The following is a 22,475-nucleotide window of genomic DNA, read 5'->3' on the forward strand; positions in this document are numbered from 1 at the left end:
GCTCGGTTCTCCTTGGTCGACAGGGTGCGCCCGCCCCGCCCCGGTCGGTGCGACGGTCAGTCGCGCAGCGCCTCGATCACGCCGGCGAGGTGGGCGCGGACGGCCGCTTCGGCCGCCTGCGGGTCCCTGGCCCTGATCGCCTCGATCATCGCCAGGTGCTCGTTCAGGGATTGCTGCGGACGCCCCGGCCGGAGCGCCAGCTGGAAGCGGTGGCGGACCAGCTGGGCGTTGAGCCGCTCCAGCAGCTCGACCGCGGTCCGCTGCCCCGAGATCTCCCGGATCCGGTCGTGGAGCCGGTGGTTGAGGTCGGAGTACGTCACCGGCTCGCCGTCGGCGACGGCCTTCTCCATCGCCGCGCCGAGGTCGGTCAGTTCGGCCAGTTGCTCGTCACTGGCCGCGACGGCCGCCTTGGCCGCGCACAGCCCTTCCAGGACCATGCGGCACTCCGTGATGGCGACCGCTTCCTCCACGGTCACCACCCGCACCCGCGAGCCGCGGTTGCGGATCCGCTCGACCAGTCCCTGCGCCTCCAGATCGATCAGCGCCGCGCGGATGCTGGCCCGCGTCACACCGAACTGCTCGGCGAGTTCGTTCTCCACCAGCCGCTGGGCCGGTGCCATCTCGCCGTGCAGGATCGCCTGCCGCAGCTGCGCGAGCGCGTGCTGTTTGGCCTGCTCTCCGGTGGTCGGACGGGCTTCCTTCGGCATGTGCCCTCCCTGAGTGAGTGCCTGTCGAACCTAAATCTTGCCAGACAAGATTGTCAACAATTTTGTTCGCAGGAACTCCGCCCCCGTGCCCCTGCTCATCCGGCCCGGTACAGCTCGGCGAGCAGTTCCAGAACCGTCTGGAGGGCCGGGTGCGGATCGTCGCGCCACCAGGCCAGCCGTACGGCGACGGGCTCGGCGTCGCGCACCGGCCGGTAGACGATGCCGGGCCTCGGGTACTGGTGCGCGGTGGACTCGGCGGTCACCCCGATCCCGCGTCCGGCGGCGATGACGGTGAGCCAGTCGTCGACGTCGTGGGTCTCCTCGGTGGCCGGCCGGCACTCCGGCGGCCACAGGTCGGGGGTGGCCGTTCCGGTACGGCGGTCCACCAGCAGGAGCCGGTCGGCGAGATCGGCCAGCCGCACGGAGCGGCGCCGGGCGAGCGGGTCGTCGGCGGCGAGCGCGCACAGCCGCCGCTCCAGCCCGACGAGGGCGGTGCCGAAGCGCCGGTGGTCCAGCGGTCTGCGGACGACAGCGAGGTCGCAGGCGCCCTCGGCGAGCCCGGCGGAGGGCGAGTTGACGCGGACCAGGTGCAGCTCGGTGTCGCGGTGGGCCGCGCTCCAGCGCCGCTGGAAGGCGACCGTGTGGCGGCCCAGCGCCGACCAGGCGTAGCCGACGCGCAGCCGGGTGTGCCCCGAGGTGGCCTCCCGGACCAGGTCGGAGACGTCGGCGAGGACGCGCCGGGCCTGGGCCACCACGCGGACGCCGGTGGCGGTGGGGGTCACCTCGCGGGACGTGCGCCTCAGGAGCCGTACGCCCAGGGCGCGTTCGAGGGAGGCGACGGCGCGGGAGACGGCGGCCTGGGAGACGCCCAGGGCGATCGCCGCGTCCGTGAACGTGCCTTCGTCCACGACGGCCACGAGACAGCGCAACTGGCGCAGATCGATGTCCTGCATACGCCTAGCGTATAGATCGAATGACGCATGCATTTTGCGTAGGCCAGCCGCGCGCGCACGATCCCCGGCATGCGACCAGCTCTCGAACGCCCCGCCGTGGCCGGGCCGTTGCCCCCGGCCGCGCCCTCGCCCCGGCGCCTGGCCGGAGTGGCCGCCATGGCCGGCAGCGGGCTGTCCAACCAGACCGGCGCCGCCGTCGGCGCGCTCGCCTTCCCCGTCCTCGGTCCGCTCGGCGTGGTGGCGGTACGGCAGTACGTCGCCGCGCTCGTCCTGCTCGCCGTCGCCCGGCCCCGGCTGCGCGGGTTCACCTGGCGGCAGTGGTGGCCGGTGCTGCTGCTGGGCGGGGTGTTCGGCACGATGAACCTCAGCCTGTACAGCGCCGTCGACCGGATCGGCCTGGGCCTCGCCGTGACCCTGGAGTTCCTGGGGCCGCTCACCATCGCGCTCGCCGCGTGCCGCCGCCGGCTGGACGCCGGGTGCGCGGTGCTGGCCGGGGCCGGGGTCGTGGTCCTGATGCGACCACGCCCGTCCGCCGACTACACCGGCATGGCCCTCGGCCTGGCCGCCGCGTGCTGCTGGGCGTCGTACATCCTGCTCAACCGGGTCGTCGGGCGGCGCATCCCCGGCGCGCAGGGGGCGGCGGCGGCCTCGGCCGTGTCCGCCCTGGCCTTCCTGCCCGTCGGCGTCGCCGTCGCGCTCGGCCGGCCGCCGACGGCCGGGGCCGTCCTGTGCGCCGTCGCCGCCGGGGTCCTCTCCTCCGCTGTGCCGTACCTGACCGACCTGCTGACCCTGCGCCGCGTACCGGCACAGACGTTCGGCCTGTTCATGAGCGTCAACCCGGTCCTGGCGGCCGTGGTCGGCCGGGTGATCCTGGACCAGGGCCTCGGCGCCGTGGAGTGGGCGGGGATCGGCGCGGTCGTGGCGGCCAACGCCTTGAGCCTCGCCACGCGGCGCTGACGCGAAACCGGCACACCGACGCCCGCGCCCGGCGCCTGGCAGGCCGTGCGGTCCTACGGGGAGCTGGCGGGCCGGACGGCCCGCCCGGGCACCCACCCGCCACCCGGACGCACGTGTCCCCCCGGCCTGCCCCGCCCGCTCGGTCCCTGCCTTGCCCGAGCCGGACGCCCGGGGCAGCCTGTTGGTTATGGGCGCTCAGGACGGTCCCACCCTGATCGGCTCCGTGCAGCGGGCCTTCCGGCTGCTTGAGGCGGTGAGTGCGCACGCGAACGGTGCGCCGGCGAAGCAACTGGCGCGCGAGACGCAGCTGCCCCTGGCCACCGCCTACCACCTGCTGCGCACCCTGATGCACGACGGATACGTGCGGAAACTGGACGACGGCGGGTTCGTCCTCGGCGACCGGCTGAACTCGCTGTCCGCGGCCGGCGCCACGCAGTCGCTGCTCAGCCGTGTGCGCCCGGCGCTCGCCGCCCTGCGGGACGAGCTGTCGACGCCCGCCTACCTCACGTTCTACGAGGACGGCGAGATCAGGGTGGCCGAGATCGTCGACGGCCCCCGTACACCCCGGGTCGACCTGTGGGTGGGTTTCGAGGACGCCGGACACGCCACCGCGCTGGGCAAGTCCGTGCTGCGCGAGCTGGACGAGGAGGCCCGCCGGGACTACCTGTCCAGGCACCACCTCGCCGACCTCACGCCCCACACGGTCACCAGCCTCCCCGAGCTGCTCCGCAGGATCGAGTCGCCCCCGATGGCACCGGCCGTTACGGACCTGGAGGAGTACGCGGTCGGCACCGTCTGCGTCGCTGTACCCGTCTACCGCGGCACCACCCTCGGCTCACTGGGCGTCTCCCTGCCGGTGGAGCGGCAGGACCGGCTTCAGGAGATGCGGGCCCGGCTGCTCCCGATCGCCGACCGGGTGACCCGGGGACTCTCGCTCACTATCTGAAAATCCAATCCTTGTGGTCGCCCCCTCCCACCACGTTTTCTGGATGAAACGGACGTTCCGGGTGTGCACCCCCTACAGGCGAGGACTGCGGACGAGACATGCGCCAGGCCCCACACAAGCTGTGCAGCGACCGGGCGGCCGACGTCCTGGGATCGGTCCGCCGGCGGGCCGGCGGGCTGTCGGCCACGGTCGTGCACGGGCTGCCGGTCCTGGTCGCCGCGGTGGTCCTGCTCGTCGGCGTCGCGGGGGGAACGGGCACGACCTGGCTGCCGCTGCTGGCGGCCGGACCCGCCCTGGCCGGCACCGTCAACGGCCCGCGCGGTGTGCTCTGCGCCGGTCTCCTCGCCGCGGCGACCGGCACGGCGCTGGCCCTGGCGCACCGGGTTCCCACGCGCGAGCTCGCGGCCGTCCTGTGCGCCCTGCTGGCCGTCACCGCGGCGAGCTGCCTGGCCGGCGCGCTGCGTGGCCGCCGGGAACGGGTCCTGGCGGCGGTGCGCTCGGTCGCCGAGGCCGCCCAGCAGGCACTGCTCCAGCCCGTCCCCGAGACGGTGGGCCCCTTCCAGGTGGCCGTCCGGTACAGCGCCGCCGCCGCGGAGGCCCGGATCGGCGGGGACCTCTACGCCCTGGTGCCCACCCCGTACGGCGTCCGGCTGATCGTCGGCGATGTGCGCGGCAAGGGGCTGCCCGCCGTGGGGACCGCCGCACTGGTGCTGGGGGTGTTCCGCGAGGCCGCCCACGAGGAGCCGGACCTGCTCGCCGTCGTGGGCCGTATCGAGCGGAGCCTGGCGCGCAACCTAGGCCCGGACGACTTCGTCACCGCCGTGGTCGCCGGCTGCCCCGCGGCCGGGCACCTGGAGGTGGTGAACTGCGGACACGCGCCTCCCCTGCTGATATCGGCCGCCGGAGAGGTCGGGGCGGTGGAGCCCGCCCACCCCGCGCCACCCCTCGGGCTGCGCGCCCTCTCGGGCCAGGCACCCCGCCTGCAGCGGCTGCCCTTCACGGTGGGCGACCAGCTGCTGCTCTACACGGACGGGGTCACCGAGGCGCGCAATCACCAGCGCGCGTTCTATCCGCTGGCCGAGGGCGTGGCCCGCCATCTGTCCGACGAGCCGGACCGCACGCTCACCGCGCTCCACGGCGAACTGCTGGCGCACGTGGGCGGGCGGCTGCACGACGACGCCGCCCTCCTCCTGCTGCGGAAGACGGCCTCGCGGGAGCCGGTCACCGCGCCGTCCGGGCCGCGGGCGACGTCCCGGGAGTCTCAGACCGCGACGAGCTCCGCCCACCGGGTGACCCCGCCGCGCCCCACGCGTATGCCGTGACGTGTCGCCAGGGCGTGCACGATCGCCTCGCCCCGGCCGTGCTCGTCCGGATCGAGCCAGCCGAGCGACTGCCCCGCCGGACGCGCGGGTCCCGCGTCGGTGACCTCCACGCGGAGGGTGCCACCCGCGTCGCTCGCCTCCCAGGACAGTCGCAGCTCGGCCGGGGGCCGGGCGTGGATGACCGCGTTGGTGGCGAGTTCCGACACCACCAGCAGCCCGTCCTCGACGATCTCCGGAGACACGTTCCATTCGGCGAGGGCCGCCGCCGCACCCCGGCGGATGGCCGAGACGGCGCCGGGGACGGGCGGCACCGGACACACGTGTTCGCGTGCCGCCGCCCGTAGCAGCGTGTTGAGCTGTGCCGCCATGTTCTCTCCCGATGGTGTGTGCCGGCCGGGCGCGTGAGTCGACGCCTTTCCGGGCTTCAATGAAACCTAGGGAGACAAATCGGGCTGGTCAATGAACGGCGGTCGGCATTACCGAACGCGCGGGTCCCGCATCCGCATCTCGTCCGCGCGGCGAAGGGTGCACGGGGGTAATAGGCTCGCTTCATGGCCGGCCCAGTCCAGTCGATCGAAAGGGCGGCGGCGATCCTGCGCCTGCTCGCCGGCGGGCCCCGCCGACTAGGTCTCGGCGAGGTGGCGGCGTCGCTGGGGCTGGCGAAGGGCACCGCCCACGGCATCCTGCGCACCCTCCAGCACGTGGACTTCGTGGAGCAGGACGCGACCACCGGGAAGTACCAGCTCGGAGCCGCCCTGCTGCACCTCGGCACCAGCTACCTGGACGTCAACGAACTGCGCTCGCGCTCCCTCAACTGGGCCGACGCCCTGGCCGCCCGCAGCGGGGAGGCGGTGCGCCTCGGGACCCCCCTGGAGGGCAGCGTCCTCATCGTCCACCATGTGTTCCGGCCGGACGACACTTTCCAGACCCTGGACGTGGGCGCGCTGCTGCCCCTGCACGCCTCCTCGCTCGGCAAGGTCCTGCTGGCCTTCGGGACCGCGACCGTCGAACCGGCCCGGCCGCCGGGGCTGGAGGCGTACACCCGGCACACGCTGGTCGATCCCGAGCGGCTCGGCCGGGCGCTCGCCGAGGTCAGGGAGCTCGGCTGGGCCGCCGAGATCCAGGAGATGAGCATGGGCGAGGCCGGCCTCTCGGCGCCGATCCGGGGGCACGGCGGGCTCGTCGTCGGCGCCATCGGGCTGTCCGGGCCGGTCGAGCGGATCTGCGACAGCCAGGGCCGGCCCCGCCCGCATCTGGTCACCCTGATCCGGGAAGCCGCGCGTGCGATCTCCAGGGACCTCGGAGCCACCCGCTGGTGAGGCCAGGACAGCCGCCCCTCGATCCGTCGGAAGGCAGACCCGATCATGGCTGAACGGTACGTAATGTCCATCGATCAGGGCACCAACTCCACCCGCTGCATCCTGTTCGACCACCGGGGGCGGCTGGTCTCGGTCGCGCAGAAGGAGCACCAGCAGCACTTCCCGAAGCCCGGCTGGGTCGAGCACGACGCCGTCGAGATCTGGCAGAACCTGCGGCGCGTGGTGCCCGAGGCCCTGTCGGACGCCGGTGTGGACCAGGGGCAGATCGCGGCGATCGGCGTGGCCAACCAGCGGGAGACGACGGTGCTCTGGGACCGGCGCACCGGCGCGCCGCTCGGCCGGGCGATCGTCTGGCAGGACACCCGCACGGCGCCGCTCGTCGACGCCCTCGCGGAGGACCCCGGGGAGGCGTTCTTCCTCGACCGCTGCGGCCTGCCGCCGTCGACCTACTTCTCGGCGCTGCGCATCCGGTGGCTGTTCGACCACGTCAAGGGGGTCGAGCGGCGCGCCCGGGACGGCGAGGTGCTGTTCGGCACGATGGAGAGCTGGCTGATCTGGAATCTCACCGGCGGACCCGACGGCGGCCTGCACATCACCGACGTCACCAACGCCAGCCGCACGATGCTGATGAACATCCGCAAGCTCGCCTGGGACGACGAACTGCTGGACTTCTTCGGGGTGCCCCGCTCGATGCTGCCCGAGATCAGGCCGTCCGCCGAGCCGTACGACGAGGCCCGCTCGCTGCTGCCGGGCGTCTTCATCACGGCGGCGCTCGGCGACCAGCAGGCCGCCCTGTTCGGCCAGACCTGCTTCTCCCCGGGCGAGGCCAAGTGCACCTACGGAACGGGGAGCTTCCTGCTGCTCAACACCGGGACCGACCTGGTGCGGTCGCGGCACGGGCTCCTCACGACGGTCGCCTACAAGATCGGGGACCAGCAGCCGGCCTACGCCCTGGAAGGGTCGATCGCCGTCACCGGCGCGCTCGTCCAGTGGTTCCGTGACCGCCTGGGGCTGATCAGCAGCGCGCCGGAGATCGAGACCCTCGCCCGTACGGTCGAGGACAACGGCGGCTGCTACATCGTCCCCGCCTTCTCGGGCCTGTTCGCGCCGCGCTGGCGCAGCGACGCGCGCGGGGTCATCGTCGGGCTCACCTCGTACATCACCAAGGGGCACCTGGCGCGGGCCGTCCTGGAGGCCACCGGGTGGCAGACCCGGGAGGTCGTCGACGCCATGAACGCCGACTCCTCGGTCGCCCTGCGGCAGCTCAAGGTGGACGGGGGCATGACCGCGGACAACCTGCTGATGCAGTTCGTGGCCGACGTGCTCGACGTGCCGGTGGTACGGCCGATGGTCGCCGAGACGGTCTCCCTCGGCGCCGCCTACGCGGCCGGGCTCGCCGCCGGCTACTGGTCCGACCTGGAGGTGCTGCGCCGCAACTGGCACAAGGCCGGCCAGTGGCTGCCCGCCATGGACCCCGAGCGGCGGGAGGCGGAGTACGACAACTGGCAGCGGGCCGTCGAACGCTCGCTGGGCTGGGTCGGACCGCCACGGTCCCGCTGACACGGGGCGGCCCGGAGGACACCGTCGCGGGGCAGCCCTCCGATCGGTCGGCCCGGCACCGGACGCCCGGACCGGGGCGCCGGGTTCAGCCGGTCGCGGTCCGGCGGGCGGCGCCCACCGGGGCCAGCCACAGGCCCACGATCGCGTCCGCGAGACCCGTGGCCACCTCGTCCCAGGTGGCGCGCGGGGTCGGGGTGCCTTCGGCCAGGGCCCGCTCCCGCTCGGCGCAGGTGTGCAGGATCAGCAGCCGGACCATCTGGCCGCGTTCGGCGCGCACCTCGGGCGGCAGCTCCGGCAGGGTGCGGTTCAGGCCCTCGACCGCCTCGCGCAGCGCCGGTGAGGTCAAGGACTCCTCGACCATGATCTCGTGCAGGGCAGGGTCGGTCATGACCTGGGCGCAGAAGCGGGCGTACCAGGTGGGGCTGCCGAGGCTCGCCAGGTGCTCGGTCACGGGCCGCACCAGGCAGTCGACCCAGTCGCGTACGTCCGTGGAGTCACCGGCCGCCGCCAGCGCCCGCTCCCGCAGTGTCTCGATGTGCTCGGCGTGCCGCCGGGCGACCGCGCGGACCAGGTCGGACTTCGTGCCGAAGTGGTAGCCGACCGCGGCGTTGTTGCCCTGCCCCGCGGCCTCGCTGACCTGGCGGTTGGAGACGGCGTACACGCCGTGCTCGGCGAACAGCCGTTCCGCCGCCGTCAGGATCGCCTCCCGGGTCGCGCTCACCTGCTCGGCTCGCGCCGTCCTGCGCGCCATGCTCACCACCGCTCCGGGACTGCGCACCGCCCTGGGCCGGCCCGTCCCGCGCTCCGCCCAGGTCCTCGACCGGGGCGGCGAGGTCCAGCGGGGGCAGCCTACGGGCCCGTCCGCACCGGCGGGGACGTGGCTCCGCGTGCCGCCGCTCCATGCCGCTACAGTAAGTCAAGCAGTTGACTTAAATGAAGCCCGGTCACCCGTCCGGTCCTTCGGCTCTGGCATGTTTCCCTGTTCCCCGGAAGGTCTCCCTATGTCCGACGCCCCCGCCCGGCCCGCCGAGGCCGGCCGCTCCGCTCCGGCTCGGCCCGGTGCCGTGGTCGCGGTGCTGGCCCTGGCCGGTATCACCGTGTCGCTGATGCAGACCCTGGTGATCCCGATCGTCCCGGAGCTGCCCGGCTATCTGCACGCCTCGGCGTCCGACGCCGCCTGGGCGGTCACGGCCACGCTGCTGGCCGCCGCCGTCGCCACCCCGGTGGCCGGCCGGCTCGGCGACATGTTCGGCAAGCGGCGCCTGCTGCTGGTCAGCCTCGTGCTGCTGGTGGCCGGCTCGGTGGTGTGCGCGCTCAGCGACGCGCTCGTCCCGATGATCGTCGGCCGTACGCTCCAGGGGCTCGCCGCCGCCGTGGTCCCGCTGGGCATCAGCATCATGCGCGACGAACTGCCGCCGGAGAAGCTGGCCGGCTCCACCGCGCTGATGAGCGCCTCGCTGGGCGTCGGCGGCGCGCTCGGGCTGCCCGCCGCGGCATTCATCGCCGACCACTTCGACTGGCACGTGCTGTTCTGGACCTCCGCGAGCCTCGGTGTCGTCGCGTTCGGGTGCGTGCTGAGCCTGGTGCCGGAGTCCAGCGTGCGCACGGGTGGGCGCTTCGACGTGGCCGGCGCGCTGGGCATGGCCGTCGGACTGGTCTCCCTGCTGCTGGCCGTCTCCAAGGGCGCCGACTGGGGCTGGGGCAGCGGCACCACCCTGGGCCTGTTCACGCTCGCCGTCGTCGTGCTGCTGGGCTGGGGCCTGTTCGAGCTGCGTACCGCGCAGCCTCTGGTCGACCTGCGCACCACCGCCCGACGCCAGGTGCTGTTCACCAACCTGGCCTCCATCGCGTTCGGCTTCTCGATGTTCGCGATGTCCCTGGTGCTGCCGCAGCTCCTCCAGCTGCCGACCCGGACCGGCTACGGCCTCGGCAGGTCCATGCTCACCGTCGGCCTGGTGATGGCACCGCAGGGTCTGGTGATGATGGCCATGGCCCCGGTCTCCGCCATGATCACCAAGTCCCGGGGGCCGAAGATCACGCTCATGATCGGAGCGGTCATCGTCGCCGCCGGGTACGCGCTCAACATCGTGCTGATGAGCGAGGTCTGGCACCTGGTCCTGGTCTCCTGCGTCATCGGCGCGGGCGTCGGCTTCGCCTACGGCGCCATGCCCGCGCTGATCATGGGCGCGGTCCCTGCCTCCGAAACGGCCGCCGCGAACAGCCTCAACACGCTGATGCGGTCCATCGGCACGTCGGTGGCCAGCGCGGTCGCGGGCGTCATCCTGGCCCAGATGACGATCAGTCTGGGCGGCCACGCGTTGCCGTCCGAGAACGGCTTCAAGGCCGTCATGGCACTCGGCGCCGGCGCGGCGGCCCTCGCCTTCGTCCTCGCCTCCTTCCTCCCCCGCCACCGCCCCGACACCCCGGCCCCGACCCCGGCCCCGGAACCGACGACCGAACGGGTCGCCTGAGCGGAACCGCGCCGACCGGACGGACCTCCCGCCGCCGGAAACGGCCGCCTGAGCAGTACTCCCCCGACCGAGCGGGGCGACTGAGGGCACCCCGCCGCCGGCACGTGTCAGCCGACCCGATGCCGTAACCGCCCACCCAGGCGACACCGGGCCCGCACCACGCGGGCCCGGTACGGCCCGCCGGCTCGACTCGCCCGACACCCGACCAGGCCGACCCAGCGCTCCCGCCCCGCTGCCACCGGTAGCACCCGGCGCCCGCCCGGCGCCCTGCCTGCCCCACCCGGCTCCGGGCCCCGCACGGAGTCGGCGCCGCGCGGGGCGGGGCGGTGCGGGTTGTGTTACTGAGCGGAGCGAGCGCCGGGGTCCTACGCCGACTCGTCGCGCACCGCACATCCCGCCCCCGCACCCCCACCACGCCGGCCCCAGCACTCCACCCAGCCCACACAACACCGCACAGCCACCTTCCAGGCCGCATGGGGCCCGACCAGCTCGTCCCAGACCGCGCGAGCCGCACCCGTCCGCGCACGCCTTCCACCGCCCATACCGGCCCCCGCACCCCGCCCAGGCACCCCGGGCCGGCGGCACCCGCTCCCGCCCTCGTCACTCAACCGTTCAGGGGAACCCGGTGGCAAAGGGGCGTGACGGCGTCGGGGGTGGTCGAGATCTCTGCCGTGACCGCCGTGACCCTGCCGCTGATTCCGCCCATGCTCGCGACGCCCGGCAGCCTGCCGCCCGCCGCGCAGGACGCGCGGTGGGCGTACGAGACCAAGCAGGACGGCCAACGCGTGATGGCGTACCTGCCCGGCGACGGCAGTGTGCTGTTGCGCGCCCGCTCGGGCGAGGACATCACCGGTGCCTACCCGGAGCTCCGGCCGCTCGGCGGGGCGCTGGGCACCACCCCCGCCGTGCTGGACGGCGAGGTGCTGGCCCTGGACGAGCGGGGCCGGGCCGACTTCCAGCTCCTGCAGAGCCGGATGGGCCTCGCGCACGCCCCCGCGCGGGCGGCGCGCCGGGCCGCGCAGGTCCCGGTGCACCTGGTGCTGTTCGACGTGCCCTATCTGGAGGAGTCCCTGGTACGGCTGGCGTACCTCCGGCGGCGGGCCCGGCTGGAGGAGCTGGGGCTCGCCGGGCCGTACTGGTCGACGCCGGGAGCGGTGACCGGGCACGGCGCCGAGGCACTCGCGGCGACCAGGGAGCACGGCCTGGAGGGCCTGGTGTGCAAGCGGCTGGACTCGGTGTACGAGCCCGGCGTCCGCTCCCGCGCCTGGATCAAGATCCGGAACATGCGGGCCGAGGACGTGATCGTCGGCGGCTGGCTGCCCGGCAAGGGGCGGCTGACCGGACTGCCCGGCGCCGTGCTGGTCGGCCAGCGCGACCCGCAGGGCCGGCTGCGGTACGTCGGCGGGGTGGGCACCGGCTGGAGCGAGACGGAGCGCACCCGGCTGGCGGACCTGCTGCGGGACACGGCGAGCGACCGGTGCCCCTTCGAGCCCGTGCCGCGCGTCCCCGGCGCCCGCTGGGTGCTGCCCCGGCTGGTGGGCGAGGTCAGCTACAGCACCCGTACCCGCAACGGCATGCTGCGCCAGCCTTCCTGGCTGCGGCTGCGCCCGGATCTCACCCCGGAGGAGTCGGCGGCGGACCTGCCCGGGGCATCCGGCTGAGGCCGGTGGGTCTATCGTGTCCGCATGCCGGTTCCCGAACTGATCCGAATCGTCTCCCGCGACTCGCCCATGGCCCTGGCCCAGGTCGAACGAGTGCGCGCCGAGCTGGCGGTGCTGCACCCGGGCGTGCGCACCACGGTCGTACCGGTGAAGACCACCGGTGACAAGTGGCTCGGCGATCTGTCCCAGGTCGAGGGCAAGGGAGCGTTCACCAAGGAGGTGGACGCCGCCCTGCTGGCCGGCGAGGCGGATCTCGCGGTGCACTGCGTCAAGGACGTGCCCGCCGACCGGCCGCTGCCGGCCGGGACGGTGTTCGCCGCGTTCCTGAAGCGGGACGACATCCGGGACGCGCTGGTGCACCCGGGCGGGCTCACCCTGGACGAGCTGCCGGCCGGCACCCGGATCGGCACCTCCGCGGTCCGCCGCATCGCCCAACTGGCCGCCACCCATCCGCATCTGGAGTGCGTGCCCTTCCGGGGCAACGCCAACCGCCGGCTGGAGAAGCTGGCCGCCGGTGAGTCGGACGCGCTGCTGCTGGCGGTGTCCGGCCTGGAGCGCATCGGCCGGGCGGACGTGATCAGCGAGGTGCTGTCCCCGGAGGCGATGATGCCGCCGATCGGCGCGGGCATCCTCGCGTTGCAGTGCCGGGAGGACGACAGCGAGCTGATCGACGCGGTCAGCGGGCTCAGCGACACGGCCACCCACCGGGAGGCGACGGCCGAACGGATGTTCCTGCACGTGCTCCAGGGACACTGCAACAGCCCCATCGCCGGATACGCGCGCGTGGACCGGAGCGGTGAACTCTCCCTGCGGGCCTGTGTCTTCACGCCCGACGGCAAGACCCGGCTGAACGCCCACGAGTGGGCGGGCCGGCTCGATCCGGCCACCCTCGGCACCTCGGTCGCGGTGGCGCTGCTGCGGCAGGGGGCACGCGAGATCATCGACGGCATTCCGCACTGAGCGTCGTACGACGCCCCGCGCGGGCGCTCGTCAGGCGGAACCGGGCTCGGTCTGGTCCCTCAGGAACGCGCTGACCTGGTGGGCCAGGCTGCCCTGTCCGGTGCCGGCGGATGCGGTCGGCGCGGCCGGCTCCACGATGCCGATGCCGCCCGCCCACAGCCGGCGGTCGGTCCACTCGTCCTCCACCCGCAGCTGTACCTGCACGTCCACGTGCGTGAGGGCGGCCTCGGGGGCGGCGGCGTAGACGACGGCGGTGGCCCGGCGCAGCGGGTAGACGTCGAAGCCCTCGATGAACTGGGAGTTGCGCCAGTCGATGAAGGCGCCCTCGCCGTCCGGACCGACGCGGACGTCGATCTGACCGTCCTCCAGATGGATGCCGTAGTGCCGCGCGCCGCGGTTCTCCACGGTCACCCGGACGCTGAAGTACGTCAGCCCGGCGGCGGCGTCGTCCCGTCCGCGCGGCGGCTCGGCCGGCTCCAGGCGGTGGACGCGGACCCGCAGACCGGCATGCTCCTCGTACTCCTGCCAGTCCCCGACCACGTTCGGCTCGTACACAGTGCCCCTCTCGACCTTCGAGAGCTGCTGTCTATCTGTGCGCTCAGCGCACTGTCAAATGAGCGGAATGCGCCGTGGCCAGGGGATTCACCCGCTTTGATCGGTGATCAAGCGCTGCGCAGGAAGAATCCGTGTCCGGCCGCTCCCGGCCGGGTTCGCGCGCGTGCCGCACATCACGTCCACGGCAAGATCAGCGGGCCAGCCGGCCGAGCAGCGCGGAGGCCGCGGCGATGCCCGCCGCCGCGGCCACCGCCAGCACCCCGAAGTCGGCGGCCAGATGCGCGGGCGTACCGAGCAGCAGGCCCCGCAGGGCGTCCACTTGATAGCTCAGCGGGTTGACCTTGCTGACCGCCTGCAGCCAGCCCGGCATCACCGACACGGGATAGAGGGCGTTGGAGCCGAAGAACAGCGGCATGGTGATCGCCTGCCCGAACCCCATCAGCCGGTCACGGCTGAGCACGATCCCCGCGATGGTCATCGACAGGCAGGAGAAGAACACGGAGGCGAGGACCACCGCGAGGGCGACGCCGAGCAGCCGGAGCGGGTTCCAGGTGAGGGCTACGCCGAGCAGTGCGGCGATCACGATCACGACGACCGCCTGGACCAGGGACTTCACCCCGGCCGCGAAGGCCTTGCCGGTGATCAGGGCCGAGCGCGGGGTCGGGGTGACGAGCAGCTTGTTCAGGATGCCCGCGTCCCGCTCCCAGATGATCTGGATGCCGTAGAAGATCGCGATGAACATCGCCGACTGGGCGATGATGCCGGGCGCCAGGTAGTCGATGTACGGGACCCCGCCGGTGGGTATCGCCCTGATCCGGGTGAAGGTCTGGCCGAAGATCAGCAGCCACAGGGCGGGCTGGACCGCGCGGGTGTACAGCTCGGTCCGGTCGTGGCGCAGCTTCTGGAGCTCGACGGCGCACATGGCGACCACCCGGGCGGGCAGGACCCGCCAGCCCGCGCGCGGTACGGGCGGGGTGAGCAGCAGGGCGGTGCCCTCTCCGGGAGTGCCGTCAGCCGACGCGGTGCGCGGTGCGGCGGGTGCTTCGGACATCGCGGAAACCTCCTGCGGGGTGGTCTTCCAGGCCACTGCCGGCGACGTCGCGGAAGACGTCCTCCAGGGTGGGCAGGCGGTCGGCGCCCTGCCGCTCGGCGAGGCCGCGGCGCAGGGCCGCCGGGGTGCCGAGGGCGCGGACCCGGCCGCGGTGCATGAGGCCGACCCGGTCGCAGTACTGGTCGGCCTCGTCCATGTAGTGGGTGGTGACCAGGACGGTCATGCCGGTGGCGGCGCGTACGGCGTTGATGTGCTCCCAGACGCCGGTGCGGGCGATCGGGTCCAGGCCGATCGTGGGTTCGTCCAGGATCAGCAGCCGGGGCGCGCTGACCAGGGCCTGGGCGAGTTCCAGGCGGCGCACCATGCCGCCGGAGTAGGTGCCGGCCAACCGGTCGGCGGCGTCGGCGAGGCCGACGGCGGCGAGGGCCTGGGCGACGCGTGCGGCGCGCTCGCGGCGCGGCACGTCGAAGACCCGGGCGAAGAGGGCGACGTTCTCCCGGCCGGTGAGCCCGCTGTCGGCGGAGAGCTGCTGCGGGACGTAGCCGAGCAGCCGGCGCACCGCCATCCGTTCCCTGGCGGCGTCATGCCCGAAGACGCGGACCATGCCGGCCGGGACGGGCAGCAGTGTGGTGATGCACCGGATGGCGGTGGTCTTGCCGGCCCCGTTGGGTCCCAGCAGCCCGAACACCTCACCCTCCCGGACGGCCAGATCCAGCCCGTCGACGGCACGGGTCTCACCGAAGGCGTAGGCCAGACCGGTGCAGGAGACGGCTTCGACGGGGGCACGGGCCGCGGCGTCGGGCGGGCCGGAGGCCTCCGGTGCGCCGGGCGTACCGGATCCGTCGGGCAGGTCGCTCGTCATGTTTCCTCGGCCTCCTCGTGCAGCATGACGGCCAGCCTGCGCAGGGCCGGCAGGGCCGCGCGCAGGGCCTCGCGGTCGGCCTCGCCGAGCCGGGAGACATGCCGGCCGACCAGTTCGGCCCGGCGGCGCTGCCAGTCCGCGAGCCGCTGTTCGGCGGCCCCGGTCAGCAGCAGCCGGGCGGCCCGCCGGTCGGCCGGGTCGGTCTCGCGGACCAGGTAGCCGTCCCGGACGAGCTGGTTGACCAGGGTCGACACGGAGTTTCCGGCCAGGTGCAGCCGGCGGGCCGCGTCCGAGACACCGATCCCGGGCCGGGACTCGACCAGCCGCAGCAGTTCGACCTCGGCACCGCGCAGCCGGGGCACGGTGAGCCCGCCGCGCAGCCGGCGCCGGATCAGCCGCGGGATGCGCACCAGCGCGTCGGCGAGTTCCTCCGGGAAGATGTCGGCGACCACGCTTCGGAGATTACCTCTGTTACAGAGGTATCGCTCCCCCAGGGCTTTCCCAGGGCTTCCCAAGAGACGGTCAAGAACACCCTGCCCGACTACCCCTATATGTACTTGTTTGTTTTGAGATGTCCATCAGCGGGAATGGGCTCAACAGTGCTTCGGACAGGAGGCACGTCCGTGGGAGCCGGCCCTCGCCGGACGCCCCGGTGTCCTATCCATGGTCCGAGCGCACCTCCCACGGTGTCTGTCATCCAGCACCTGCTGAGAGAGGTGCGCGCGATGCGTGTCACTGGCAGCACGAAACCCCATCCACACGACGACGCCCCGGACACCAGCGGCGCTTTCGAGCGGCTCGCCGGGCTGCCCGACGGTCCCGAGCGCCAGGCGCTGCGGGACGAGCTCGTCCGGTTGTGGCTGCCCATGGCCGAGCGGATCGCCGTACGGTTCCGCGGCCGTGGCGAGGCCCTGGAGGACCTGTACCAGGTGGCCGCGCTGGGCCTGGTCAAGGCCGTCGACCACTACGATCCCGACCGCGGCCGGGCCTTCGAGGCGTACGCGGTGCCCACCATCACCGGGGAGATCAAGCGCCACTTCCGCGACCACATGTGGACCCTGCATGTGCCGCGGCGGGTGCAGGACCTGCGCAACCGGGTCCGCGCCGCCTCCAAGGAGCTGACGCAGACCACGCCGGGCCGGGCGCCCACCGTCGCCGAGATCGCCGCGTTCACGCGGCTCAGCGAGGACGAGGTGCGCACCGGGATGGAGGCGCTGGAGTGCTTCTCCGCGCTGTCCCTGGACGCCGAGGTGGCCGGCACGGACGGATACGCGCTGGGCGACTCCCTGGGCTGCCCGGACCCGGGGTTCGACCTGGTCGTGGACCGGGCCGCGGTGAAGCCGTGTCTGGAGGCGCTGCCCGAGCGTGAACGCACCATCCTCTACCTGCGGTTCTTCGGTGGCATGACGCAGAGCCGGATCGCCCAGCAGCTGGGCATCTCGCAGATGCACGTCTCGCGGCTGCTCAGCGGCTGCTTCGACCGGCTGCGCGACGAACTGCTCGCGGAGGCCCGCGCCCGCTGAGCCCGCCTTCCCCGGGAGCCCCGTTCCCCGGCTCCCGGGAGGGCCCTGGCTCCTGGGAAGGCCCGGGAGCCTCGGCCCCCGGCTCGCAGCCTCGGCCCTCGGCTCCCGGGAGGTCCCGGGAGCCTACTGTCCCTCGGACCCCGGCACCTGGGTGGGGCCGTACCGGTCCAGCGCGTCCTCCAGCTCGGCCCTGATCTCGGCCGGGATGTCGCCGCGCCGCCCCCAGATCAGGATCAGCTCCGCGATGTTGCGCAGCTTGATGTTGGTGTGCTGGGAGACTTCCTTCAGCACCTGCCATCCCTGGTCCGGGGTCACCCGGCCGAGGGCCACGACCATCCCGATCGCCTGGTCGATCACCGCGTGGGAGGTCATGGCCTCCTTCAGCTGGTCGACCTCCGCCTGCAGCGCGGCGATCCGGTCCGGCTCGATCTCTCCCATCCCTCCATCGTGCGCAGGGGCCTGCACCCCCGCCACCCGGGGTACCCGACAGGCAGCCCACCCGCTTCCGGTCGGACACTGGTGCCAGACCGGTGGCCGCCCGGCCCCGAGAGCAGGACGCGACTGCCATGAACCACGACACCCGCACGGGCGGCGAGCCCCGCAGAAAAGAAGTCGTCTCCACCCACTCCGTCTTCGGCGCACCGTGCTGGGTGAGCCTGACCAGCCGCGATCTCCAGGCCACCCAGGACTTCTACGCGGCCGTCCTCGGCTGGCGCTGGCGCGGCGCCAAGCTCGGCGAGCACTTCCGGATCGCCCTGGCGAACGGGGTCCCGGTGGCCGGGATCGCCGCCGTCGCCTCCATGTGGCAGATGGCGGTGGCCTGGACGCCGTACTTCGCCGTACCGGACGCGGACGTGGCCGTGTCCCGGGTCCGGGAGCGCGGCGGCACGTCGGCGGTCGGACCGCTGTCCTTCCCGCCGGGCCGCGCGGCGCTGCTCGCCGACCGGGACGGGGCCACGTTCGGCATCTGGCAGGGCGAACTGGTCAGCAACTGGGAGGCGTGGCGGCAGGCGGCACCGACCTTCGTCCGGCTGCACACCCGGGACGCCTTCGACGCCGCGATCTTCTACGGCGAGGTTTTGGACTGGGCGACCGGGCTGCCGGGCTGCTGCGAGGTCGAGTACGAGGGCGGCGAGGTGGTGCTGCGCAGCCAGGGTGACATCGTGGCGCGCATCGACTCGGGCGCGGTGGAGGCGGCCCCGGACCCCTCGGTACGCCCGCACTGGCAGGTCCACTTCGCGGTGAGCGACGTGCCCGGCTGCGCCCGCACGGCGGAGAAGCACGGCGGCAGCGTGCTGCGCGAGGAGGAGACCGAGGCGATCCTGCGCGACCCGGACGGTGCGCAGTTCACGGTGACGTCCCGCCGGAGCCGGTGAGGACACTCGAAGCCGACGGCGCCGCACCCGGTGGGGTGCGGCGCCGTCGGCTTCGAGCCCTCTAACCGGCGACCCGCGAGGGGCGCGACAGCAGCACCAGGCTGCGCGCCTCCACGCGCACCTTCGTGCCCGCCTTGCGTTCGCGTTCGTCGGGGACGCCCTCGGCGTCGGCGGTGTCGATCAGCGTGGTCCAGCGCTCGCCGAAGGAGTCGTCGGGCAGGCGGAAGACGACCGGCTCCCAGTAGCCGTTGACGAGCAGCAGGAAGGAGTCGTCGACCATGCGGCGGCCGTAGGAGTCGCGTTCGGCGATGGCGTCCCCGTTGAGGAACACCCCGACCGTGTGCGCGTCCCCGCGTTGCCAGTCGCGGTCGGTCATCTCCCGGGCGTCGGGCCGCAGCCACATCAGGTCGGGCAGCGGCTGCCTGGCGTGGGTCGCGGTCTCGCCGCGGAAGAAGCGCCGTCGGCGCAGCACCGGGTGCGCGGCGCGCAGGGCGATCAGGCGCCGGGTGAACCCGGCGAGGGCCCGCTGTTCGTCGGTCAGGTCCCAGTCCACCCAGGAGATCTCGTTGTCCTGGCAGTAGGCGTTGTTGTTGCCCCGCTGGGTGCGGCCGAGTTCGTCGCCGTGGCAGAGCATCGGGATGCCCTGCGAGAGCAGCAGCGTGGCCAGCAGGTTGCGCTGCTGGCGGGCGCGCAGTTCGAGGACGGCGGGATCGTCGGTCTCGCCCTCCGCCCCGCAGTTCCAGGACCGGTTGTGGCTCTCGCCGTCCCGGTTCTCCTCGCCGTTCGCCTCGTTGTGCTTGTCGTTGTACGACACCAGGTCGCGCAGGGTGAAACCGTCGTGCGCGGTGACGAAGTTGACGCTCGCGCGCGGCCGGCGCCTGCTGTGCTGGTACAGGTCGGAGGAGCCGGTGAGCCGGGAGGCGAACTCGCCGAGCGAACCGGGCTCGGCCCGCCAGAAGTCCCGTACGGCGTCCCGGTACTTGCCGTTCCACTCCGACCACAGCGGTGGGAAGTTCCCCACCTGGTAGCCGCCCTCGCCGACGTCCCAGGGCTCGGCGATGAGCTTGACCCGGCTGATGACGGGGTCCTGCTGGATCAGGTCGAAGAACGCCGACAGCCGGTCCACCTCGTGGAACTGCCGGGCCAGTGTGGCCGCGAGGTCGAAGCGGAAGCCGTCGACGTGCATCTCGGTGACCCAGTACCGCAGCGAGTCCATGATCAGCTGGAGTACGTAGGGGTGCCGCATCAGCAGGCTGTTGCCGGTGCCGGTGGTGTCGTAGTAGTGCGCCCAGTCGCCGTCGACCAGGCGGTAGTAGGAGGCGTTGTCGATGCCCCGGAAGGACAGCGTGGGGCCCCGTTCGTTGCCCTCGGCGGTGTGGTTGTAGACCACGTCGAGGATGACTTCGAGGCCGGCCGCGTGCAGCGCCTTCACCATGGCCTTGAACTCGTTGACCTGCTGGCCGCGGGTGCCGAAGGCGGCGTAGGCGTTGTGCGGGGCGAAGAAGCCGATGGTGTTGTAGCCCCAGTAGTTGGACAGGCCGCGGTCCTGGAGCACGCCGTCCTGGACGAACTGGTGCACCGGCATCAGCTCGACCGCGGTCACCCCGAGCGAGGTGAGGTGCTCGGTCACCGCGGGGTGGGCGAGGCCGGCGTAGGTGCCGCGCAGCCGTTCCGGGACGTCCGGGTGGGTCATGGTCAGGCCGCGCACATGGGCCTCGTAGATCACCGAGTCCGCGTACGGCGTCCGGGGCGGGCGGTCGTCGCCCCAGTCGAAGAACGGGTCGGTGACCACGCCCAGCATGGAGTGGCCGGCGCTGTCCGCCGGGGCGGGTCCGTCCGGGGCGCGCTCGTACAGGGAGGCGTGGTTGTCGATCTGGCCGTCCACGGCGCGGGCGTACGGGTCGAGCAGCAGCTTGGCCGGGTTGCAGCGGTGGCCGAGCGAGGGCTGCCAGGGGCCGTGCACCCGGTAGCCGTAGCGCTGGCCGGGTCCGACACCGGGCAGGTAGGCGTGCCACACGAAGCCGTCGACCTCTTGCAGCGGGACGGGGGTGGCGGTGCCGGCGTCGTCGACGAGGATCAGCTCCACGTGCTCGGCGACCTCGCTGAACAGGGCGAAGTTGGTGCCCTGTCCGTCGAACGCGGCACCCAACGGGTAGGGGTGCCCGCTCCACACGGGCACCCCTTTGCGGCGCTTGCGGGCGGTCACCGGCTGCCCTCCAGGGCGTCGTCCCCGGCGGGCGCCGGCGCGGCGAGCACGGCCACCGGCTCCTCGCGCGGCACCGTGAGACCCTCCCGCAGCGTCGGCGCGGGGGCGGTGGGCACCAGCGGGACGCGCTGGCCGGCGCGGGCGCGCTGCGAGAACCAGATGATCTTGCTGCCGGTGTCCGAGGCGCAGCAGCCCCAGCCGTCGCTCATCGCGGCGATGTCCGCGAGGCAGGACCGCAGGTCCAGGTCCGGACGCAGATCCGGGTCGTCGTCGCCGAAGGCGGTGATGAGGTGCTGGCCGTTCCACCACATCTCGATCGAGGTGTGCTTGTCCGTCGCGTGCTCGTCGATCGCGCGCAGCAGCAGTTCGGCGCCGTGGCAGACGGGGTCCACGAGATTGTCGAGGTCCCAGTAGCGGAGGTGGGCGGCCAGGATGCGGCTGACCTGTCCCACCCGTTCCGGGCTGACTTCCACGTCGAGGTGGTAGTAGCAGGGCACTGCGGTCTTCATCGTCGCTTGCTCCTCACCGGCGAAGCTCTCGCTCCCCTTGCCCTGCCCGGGAGGGATCCCGGACACATAGCGTGAGCGCTGATCGCTTCTGAGTCACCTCCACGGTGAGCCCGCTACGCCATTCGTGCAACACGAGCACCCGGCACCCCGAATGGTTGAAGCTCCAACAAGACGCTGCGTCGTCGCGCGTGCACCATAAGTGAAAGCCTCGATCGCCGTAACGGTGCCGCGCCTTCCCGTGCGCGGACGCCACCCGACCGTCGGGAACGCGCCCAGTCGAGAGCGTGGAAGGTGGCTGAGGGTCATGCTGCTACCCGCCAAGGCCGAAGTGGCCCGGCAGTTGCGGCGTTACCGGGCGTGGGAGCGCGTGATGCTCGCCTCGCCCCACGACCGCACGGTCCGGGCCACCTTCGAGGACTCGGGGTACACGCTGTGCGTGCTGATGGGCAAACGCTGCGCCCGCGAGGCCGCGGACGCCGCCGAGCGCTACCTCCGCACGAACCTGGTCACCTACCTGCGCGAGCAGGACGGACGGCCGCAGCCACGCCGGGCGGCCAGAAGAGCGCCGCCACCGGAGCGGCGTTCCACGGCGCCAAGCCCCTGACCTGGCACCGTACAAGGCGTTCCTCTCGGGACCGGCGCGCGCCGGCCCGACTTTCGGATCGCGGAGCCGGGCCGGGTGCCCGGCTCCGCGCACGGCGGAGGTGAGATACATGCGCAGGACCCCGGCCATCGGCCGTGTACCGGTACGTGACGTCCGGCCGGCCGTGGAGTGCGGCAGGCGCCCGGCGAAAGCGGTGGCCGGGGAGACCTTCGAGGTCACGGCCACCGTGTTCCGCGAAGGGCACGATGCCGTGGGGGCGAACGTGGTCCTGCGCGATCCCGACGGCCGCCGGGGGCCCTGGACACCGATGCGGGAGCTGTCCCCGGGCAGCGACCGCTGGGGCGCGGAGATCACCCCGGACACGACGGGCCGTTGGACCTTCCGGGTGGAGGCCTGGAGCCATCCGCTGGCGACCTGGCGGCACACCGCGTCCGTGAAGGTGCCGGCCGGGATCGACACCGGCCTGGTCCTGGAGGAGGGCGCCGAGCTGTACGAGCGGGCCGCCGCCGGGGTGCCCAAGGGACCCGAGCGCGCCCTGGTGCTGGCCGCCGCGCACGCCCTCGGCGACGACTCGCTGTCGGTGCACGACCGTCTGAAGGCGGCGCTGTCCCCGGAGGTCGAGGCGTTGCTGGCCCGGTATCCGCTGCGGGAGTTGGTCACGGCCTCCGATCCGATGCCGCTGCTGGTGGAGCGTGAACGCGCGCTGTACGGCTCGTGGTACGAGTTCTTCCCCCGCTCGGAGGGCACCGCCCAGGAGCCGCACGGCACCTTCCGCACGGCCGCGCGCCGGCTGAAGCCGATCGCGGACATGGGCTTCGACGTCGTCTACCTCCCGCCCATCCACCCCATCGGCACCACCTTCCGCAAGGGCCGCAACAACACCCTCAACCCCGGCCCGGACGACGTCGGCGTGCCCTGGGCGATCGGCTCCCC

At 73.1% G+C, this 22,475-nt stretch carries 23 protein-coding genes; 12 read left to right on the plus strand and 11 right to left on the minus strand.

What is annotated here, in order from left to right; translation table 11 throughout:
• Positions 1-56 precede the first annotated feature (56 nt).
• Both ACH4LD_RS16170 and ACH4LD_RS16175 read right to left on the minus strand, forming a co-directional pair.
• The gene (locus ACH4LD_RS16170; protein WP_398055322.1) at positions 57-707 is read right to left on the minus strand and encodes a GntR family transcriptional regulator; all 651 of its coding nucleotides are present in this window, start codon (positions 705-707) and stop codon (positions 57-59) included.
• A 95-nt stretch (positions 708-802) separates the two neighbouring features.
• Positions 803-1,660, minus strand: a complete 858-nt coding sequence (locus ACH4LD_RS16175) for a LysR family transcriptional regulator (protein WP_398055323.1) — start codon at positions 1,658-1,660, stop codon at positions 803-805.
• A gap of 147 nt (positions 1,661-1,807) precedes the next feature.
• Here ACH4LD_RS16175 and ACH4LD_RS16180 point away from each other — a divergent pair, with 147 nt between their 5' ends.
• The 3 genes from ACH4LD_RS16180 (at position 1,808) to ACH4LD_RS16190 (ending at position 4,885) form a co-directional block, all read left to right on the plus strand.
• Positions 1,808-2,617: an EamA family transporter gene (locus ACH4LD_RS16180; protein WP_398055356.1), complete on the plus strand. Its 810-nt coding sequence runs from the start codon at positions 1,808-1,810 to the stop codon at positions 2,615-2,617.
• A 187-nt stretch (positions 2,618-2,804) separates the two neighbouring features.
• Positions 2,805-3,563, plus strand: coding sequence for an IclR family transcriptional regulator (locus ACH4LD_RS16185; protein WP_398055324.1), 759 nt, complete (start codon positions 2,805-2,807; stop codon positions 3,561-3,563).
• Positions 3,564-3,661: 98 nt separating this feature from the next.
• Positions 3,662-4,885 carry a PP2C family protein-serine/threonine phosphatase gene (locus ACH4LD_RS16190; protein ID WP_398055325.1) on the plus strand — a complete coding sequence of 408 codons (1,224 nt, stop codon included), beginning with the start codon at positions 3,662-3,664 and terminating at the stop codon, positions 4,883-4,885.
• Here ACH4LD_RS16190 and ACH4LD_RS16195 read toward each other — a convergent pair.
• Complete coding sequence (locus tag ACH4LD_RS16195; RefSeq protein WP_398055326.1) at positions 4,825-5,253, minus strand: ATP-binding protein; 429 nt, start codon at positions 5,251-5,253, stop codon at positions 4,825-4,827. The two genes, ACH4LD_RS16190 and ACH4LD_RS16195, sit on opposite strands and share 61 nt — an antisense overlap.
• Before the next feature lie 183 nt (positions 5,254-5,436).
• Here ACH4LD_RS16195 and ACH4LD_RS16200 point away from each other — a divergent pair, with 183 nt between their 5' ends.
• Together ACH4LD_RS16200 and glpK are read left to right on the plus strand one after the other, a co-directional pair.
• Positions 5,437-6,204 carry an IclR family transcriptional regulator gene (locus ACH4LD_RS16200; protein WP_398055327.1) on the plus strand — a complete coding sequence of 256 codons (768 nt, stop codon included), beginning with the start codon at positions 5,437-5,439 and terminating at the stop codon, positions 6,202-6,204.
• Positions 6,205-6,249: 45 nt separating this feature from the next.
• Positions 6,250-7,764: a glycerol kinase GlpK gene (glpK, locus tag ACH4LD_RS16205; protein ID WP_398055328.1), complete on the plus strand. Its 1,515-nt coding sequence runs from the start codon at positions 6,250-6,252 to the stop codon at positions 7,762-7,764.
• Between the two features lie 85 nt (positions 7,765-7,849).
• Here glpK and ACH4LD_RS16210 read toward each other — a convergent pair whose 3' ends face one another.
• Positions 7,850-8,515, minus strand: a complete 666-nt coding sequence (locus ACH4LD_RS16210; RefSeq protein ID WP_398055329.1) for a TetR/AcrR family transcriptional regulator — start codon at positions 8,513-8,515, stop codon at positions 7,850-7,852.
• Positions 8,516-8,765: 250 nt separating this feature from the next.
• Between ACH4LD_RS16210 and ACH4LD_RS16215 the strand changes: the two genes are divergently transcribed.
• The 3 genes from ACH4LD_RS16215 to hemC all read left to right on the plus strand — a co-directional run bounded on the left by ACH4LD_RS16215 (position 8,766) and on the right by hemC (position 12,856).
• Positions 8,766-10,235: an MFS transporter gene (locus tag ACH4LD_RS16215; RefSeq protein ID WP_398055330.1), complete on the plus strand. Its 1,470-nt coding sequence runs from the start codon at positions 8,766-8,768 to the stop codon at positions 10,233-10,235.
• 680 nt (positions 10,236-10,915) lie between these two features.
• Entirely contained in the window at positions 10,916-11,896 is a 981-nt protein-coding gene (locus ACH4LD_RS16220; protein ID WP_398055357.1) for an ATP-dependent DNA ligase, read from the plus strand.
• A 24-nt stretch (positions 11,897-11,920) separates the two neighbouring features.
• A complete protein-coding gene (hemC, locus tag ACH4LD_RS16225) occupies positions 11,921-12,856 on the plus strand; it encodes a hydroxymethylbilane synthase (protein ID WP_398055331.1) in 936 nt (311 codons plus the stop codon).
• Positions 12,857-12,886: 30 nt separating this feature from the next.
• On the opposite strand, the gene ACH4LD_RS16230 is transcribed toward hemC, so the two are convergent.
• From ACH4LD_RS16230 to ACH4LD_RS16245, 4 genes are all read right to left on the minus strand, one after another.
• Complete coding sequence (locus tag ACH4LD_RS16230) at positions 12,887-13,411, minus strand: hypothetical protein (RefSeq protein ID WP_398055332.1); 525 nt, start codon at positions 13,409-13,411, stop codon at positions 12,887-12,889.
• Between the two features lie 190 nt (positions 13,412-13,601).
• On the minus strand, positions 13,602-14,462 hold the full coding sequence (locus ACH4LD_RS16235; protein WP_398055333.1) for an ABC transporter permease: 861 nt from the start codon (positions 14,460-14,462) through the stop codon (positions 13,602-13,604).
• The gene (locus ACH4LD_RS16240) at positions 14,422-15,324 is read right to left on the minus strand and encodes an ABC transporter ATP-binding protein (RefSeq protein WP_398055334.1); all 903 of its coding nucleotides are present in this window, start codon (positions 15,322-15,324) and stop codon (positions 14,422-14,424) included. Before ACH4LD_RS16240 ends, ACH4LD_RS16235 begins: the two co-directional genes overlap by 41 nt.
• Positions 15,321-15,776, minus strand: coding sequence for a MarR family transcriptional regulator (locus tag ACH4LD_RS16245; protein WP_132784583.1), 456 nt, complete (start codon positions 15,774-15,776; stop codon positions 15,321-15,323). The genes ACH4LD_RS16240 and ACH4LD_RS16245 overlap by 4 nt, the downstream gene beginning before the upstream one ends.
• A gap of 273 nt (positions 15,777-16,049) precedes the next feature.
• Here ACH4LD_RS16245 and ACH4LD_RS16250 point away from each other — a divergent pair, with 273 nt between their 5' ends.
• On the plus strand, positions 16,050-16,847 hold the full coding sequence (locus tag ACH4LD_RS16250) for an RNA polymerase sigma factor SigF (RefSeq protein ID WP_398055335.1): 798 nt from the start codon (positions 16,050-16,052) through the stop codon (positions 16,845-16,847).
• 123 nt (positions 16,848-16,970) lie between these two features.
• Here the strand turns inward: ACH4LD_RS16250 and ACH4LD_RS16255 are convergent, their stop codons facing one another.
• Positions 16,971-17,285 (minus strand): ANTAR domain-containing protein, encoded by a 315-nt coding sequence (locus ACH4LD_RS16255; RefSeq protein WP_103816627.1) that lies wholly within the window; start codon positions 17,283-17,285, stop codon positions 16,971-16,973.
• A gap of 128 nt (positions 17,286-17,413) precedes the next feature.
• Between ACH4LD_RS16255 and ACH4LD_RS16260 the strand changes: the two genes are divergently transcribed.
• Positions 17,414-18,223, plus strand: coding sequence for a VOC family protein (locus ACH4LD_RS16260; RefSeq protein WP_398055336.1), 810 nt, complete (start codon positions 17,414-17,416; stop codon positions 18,221-18,223).
• Positions 18,224-18,284: 61 nt separating this feature from the next.
• On the opposite strand, the gene glgX is transcribed toward ACH4LD_RS16260, so the two are convergent.
• Together glgX and ACH4LD_RS16270 are read right to left on the minus strand one after the other, a co-directional pair.
• Complete coding sequence (glgX, locus tag ACH4LD_RS16265) at positions 18,285-20,429, minus strand: glycogen debranching protein GlgX (protein ID WP_398055337.1); 2,145 nt, start codon at positions 20,427-20,429, stop codon at positions 18,285-18,287.
• Positions 20,426-20,938, minus strand: a complete 513-nt coding sequence (locus ACH4LD_RS16270; protein WP_132784586.1) for a pep a2 — start codon at positions 20,936-20,938, stop codon at positions 20,426-20,428. Before ACH4LD_RS16270 ends, glgX begins: the two co-directional genes overlap by 4 nt.
• A gap of 304 nt (positions 20,939-21,242) precedes the next feature.
• Here ACH4LD_RS16270 and ACH4LD_RS16275 point away from each other — a divergent pair, with 304 nt between their 5' ends.
• On the plus strand, positions 21,243-21,542 hold the full coding sequence (locus ACH4LD_RS16275; RefSeq protein WP_030641557.1) for a DUF5133 domain-containing protein: 300 nt from the start codon (positions 21,243-21,245) through the stop codon (positions 21,540-21,542).
• Between the two features lie 109 nt (positions 21,543-21,651).
• A partial coding sequence (locus tag ACH4LD_RS16280; protein WP_398055338.1) for a maltotransferase domain-containing protein occupies positions 21,652-22,475 on the plus strand: 824 nt, incomplete at its 3' end.

Source organism: Streptomyces sp. NPDC017676 (genome assembly GCF_044329325.1).
In the GTDB taxonomy this organism is placed as follows: domain Bacteria; phylum Actinomycetota; class Actinomycetes; order Streptomycetales; family Streptomycetaceae; genus Streptomyces.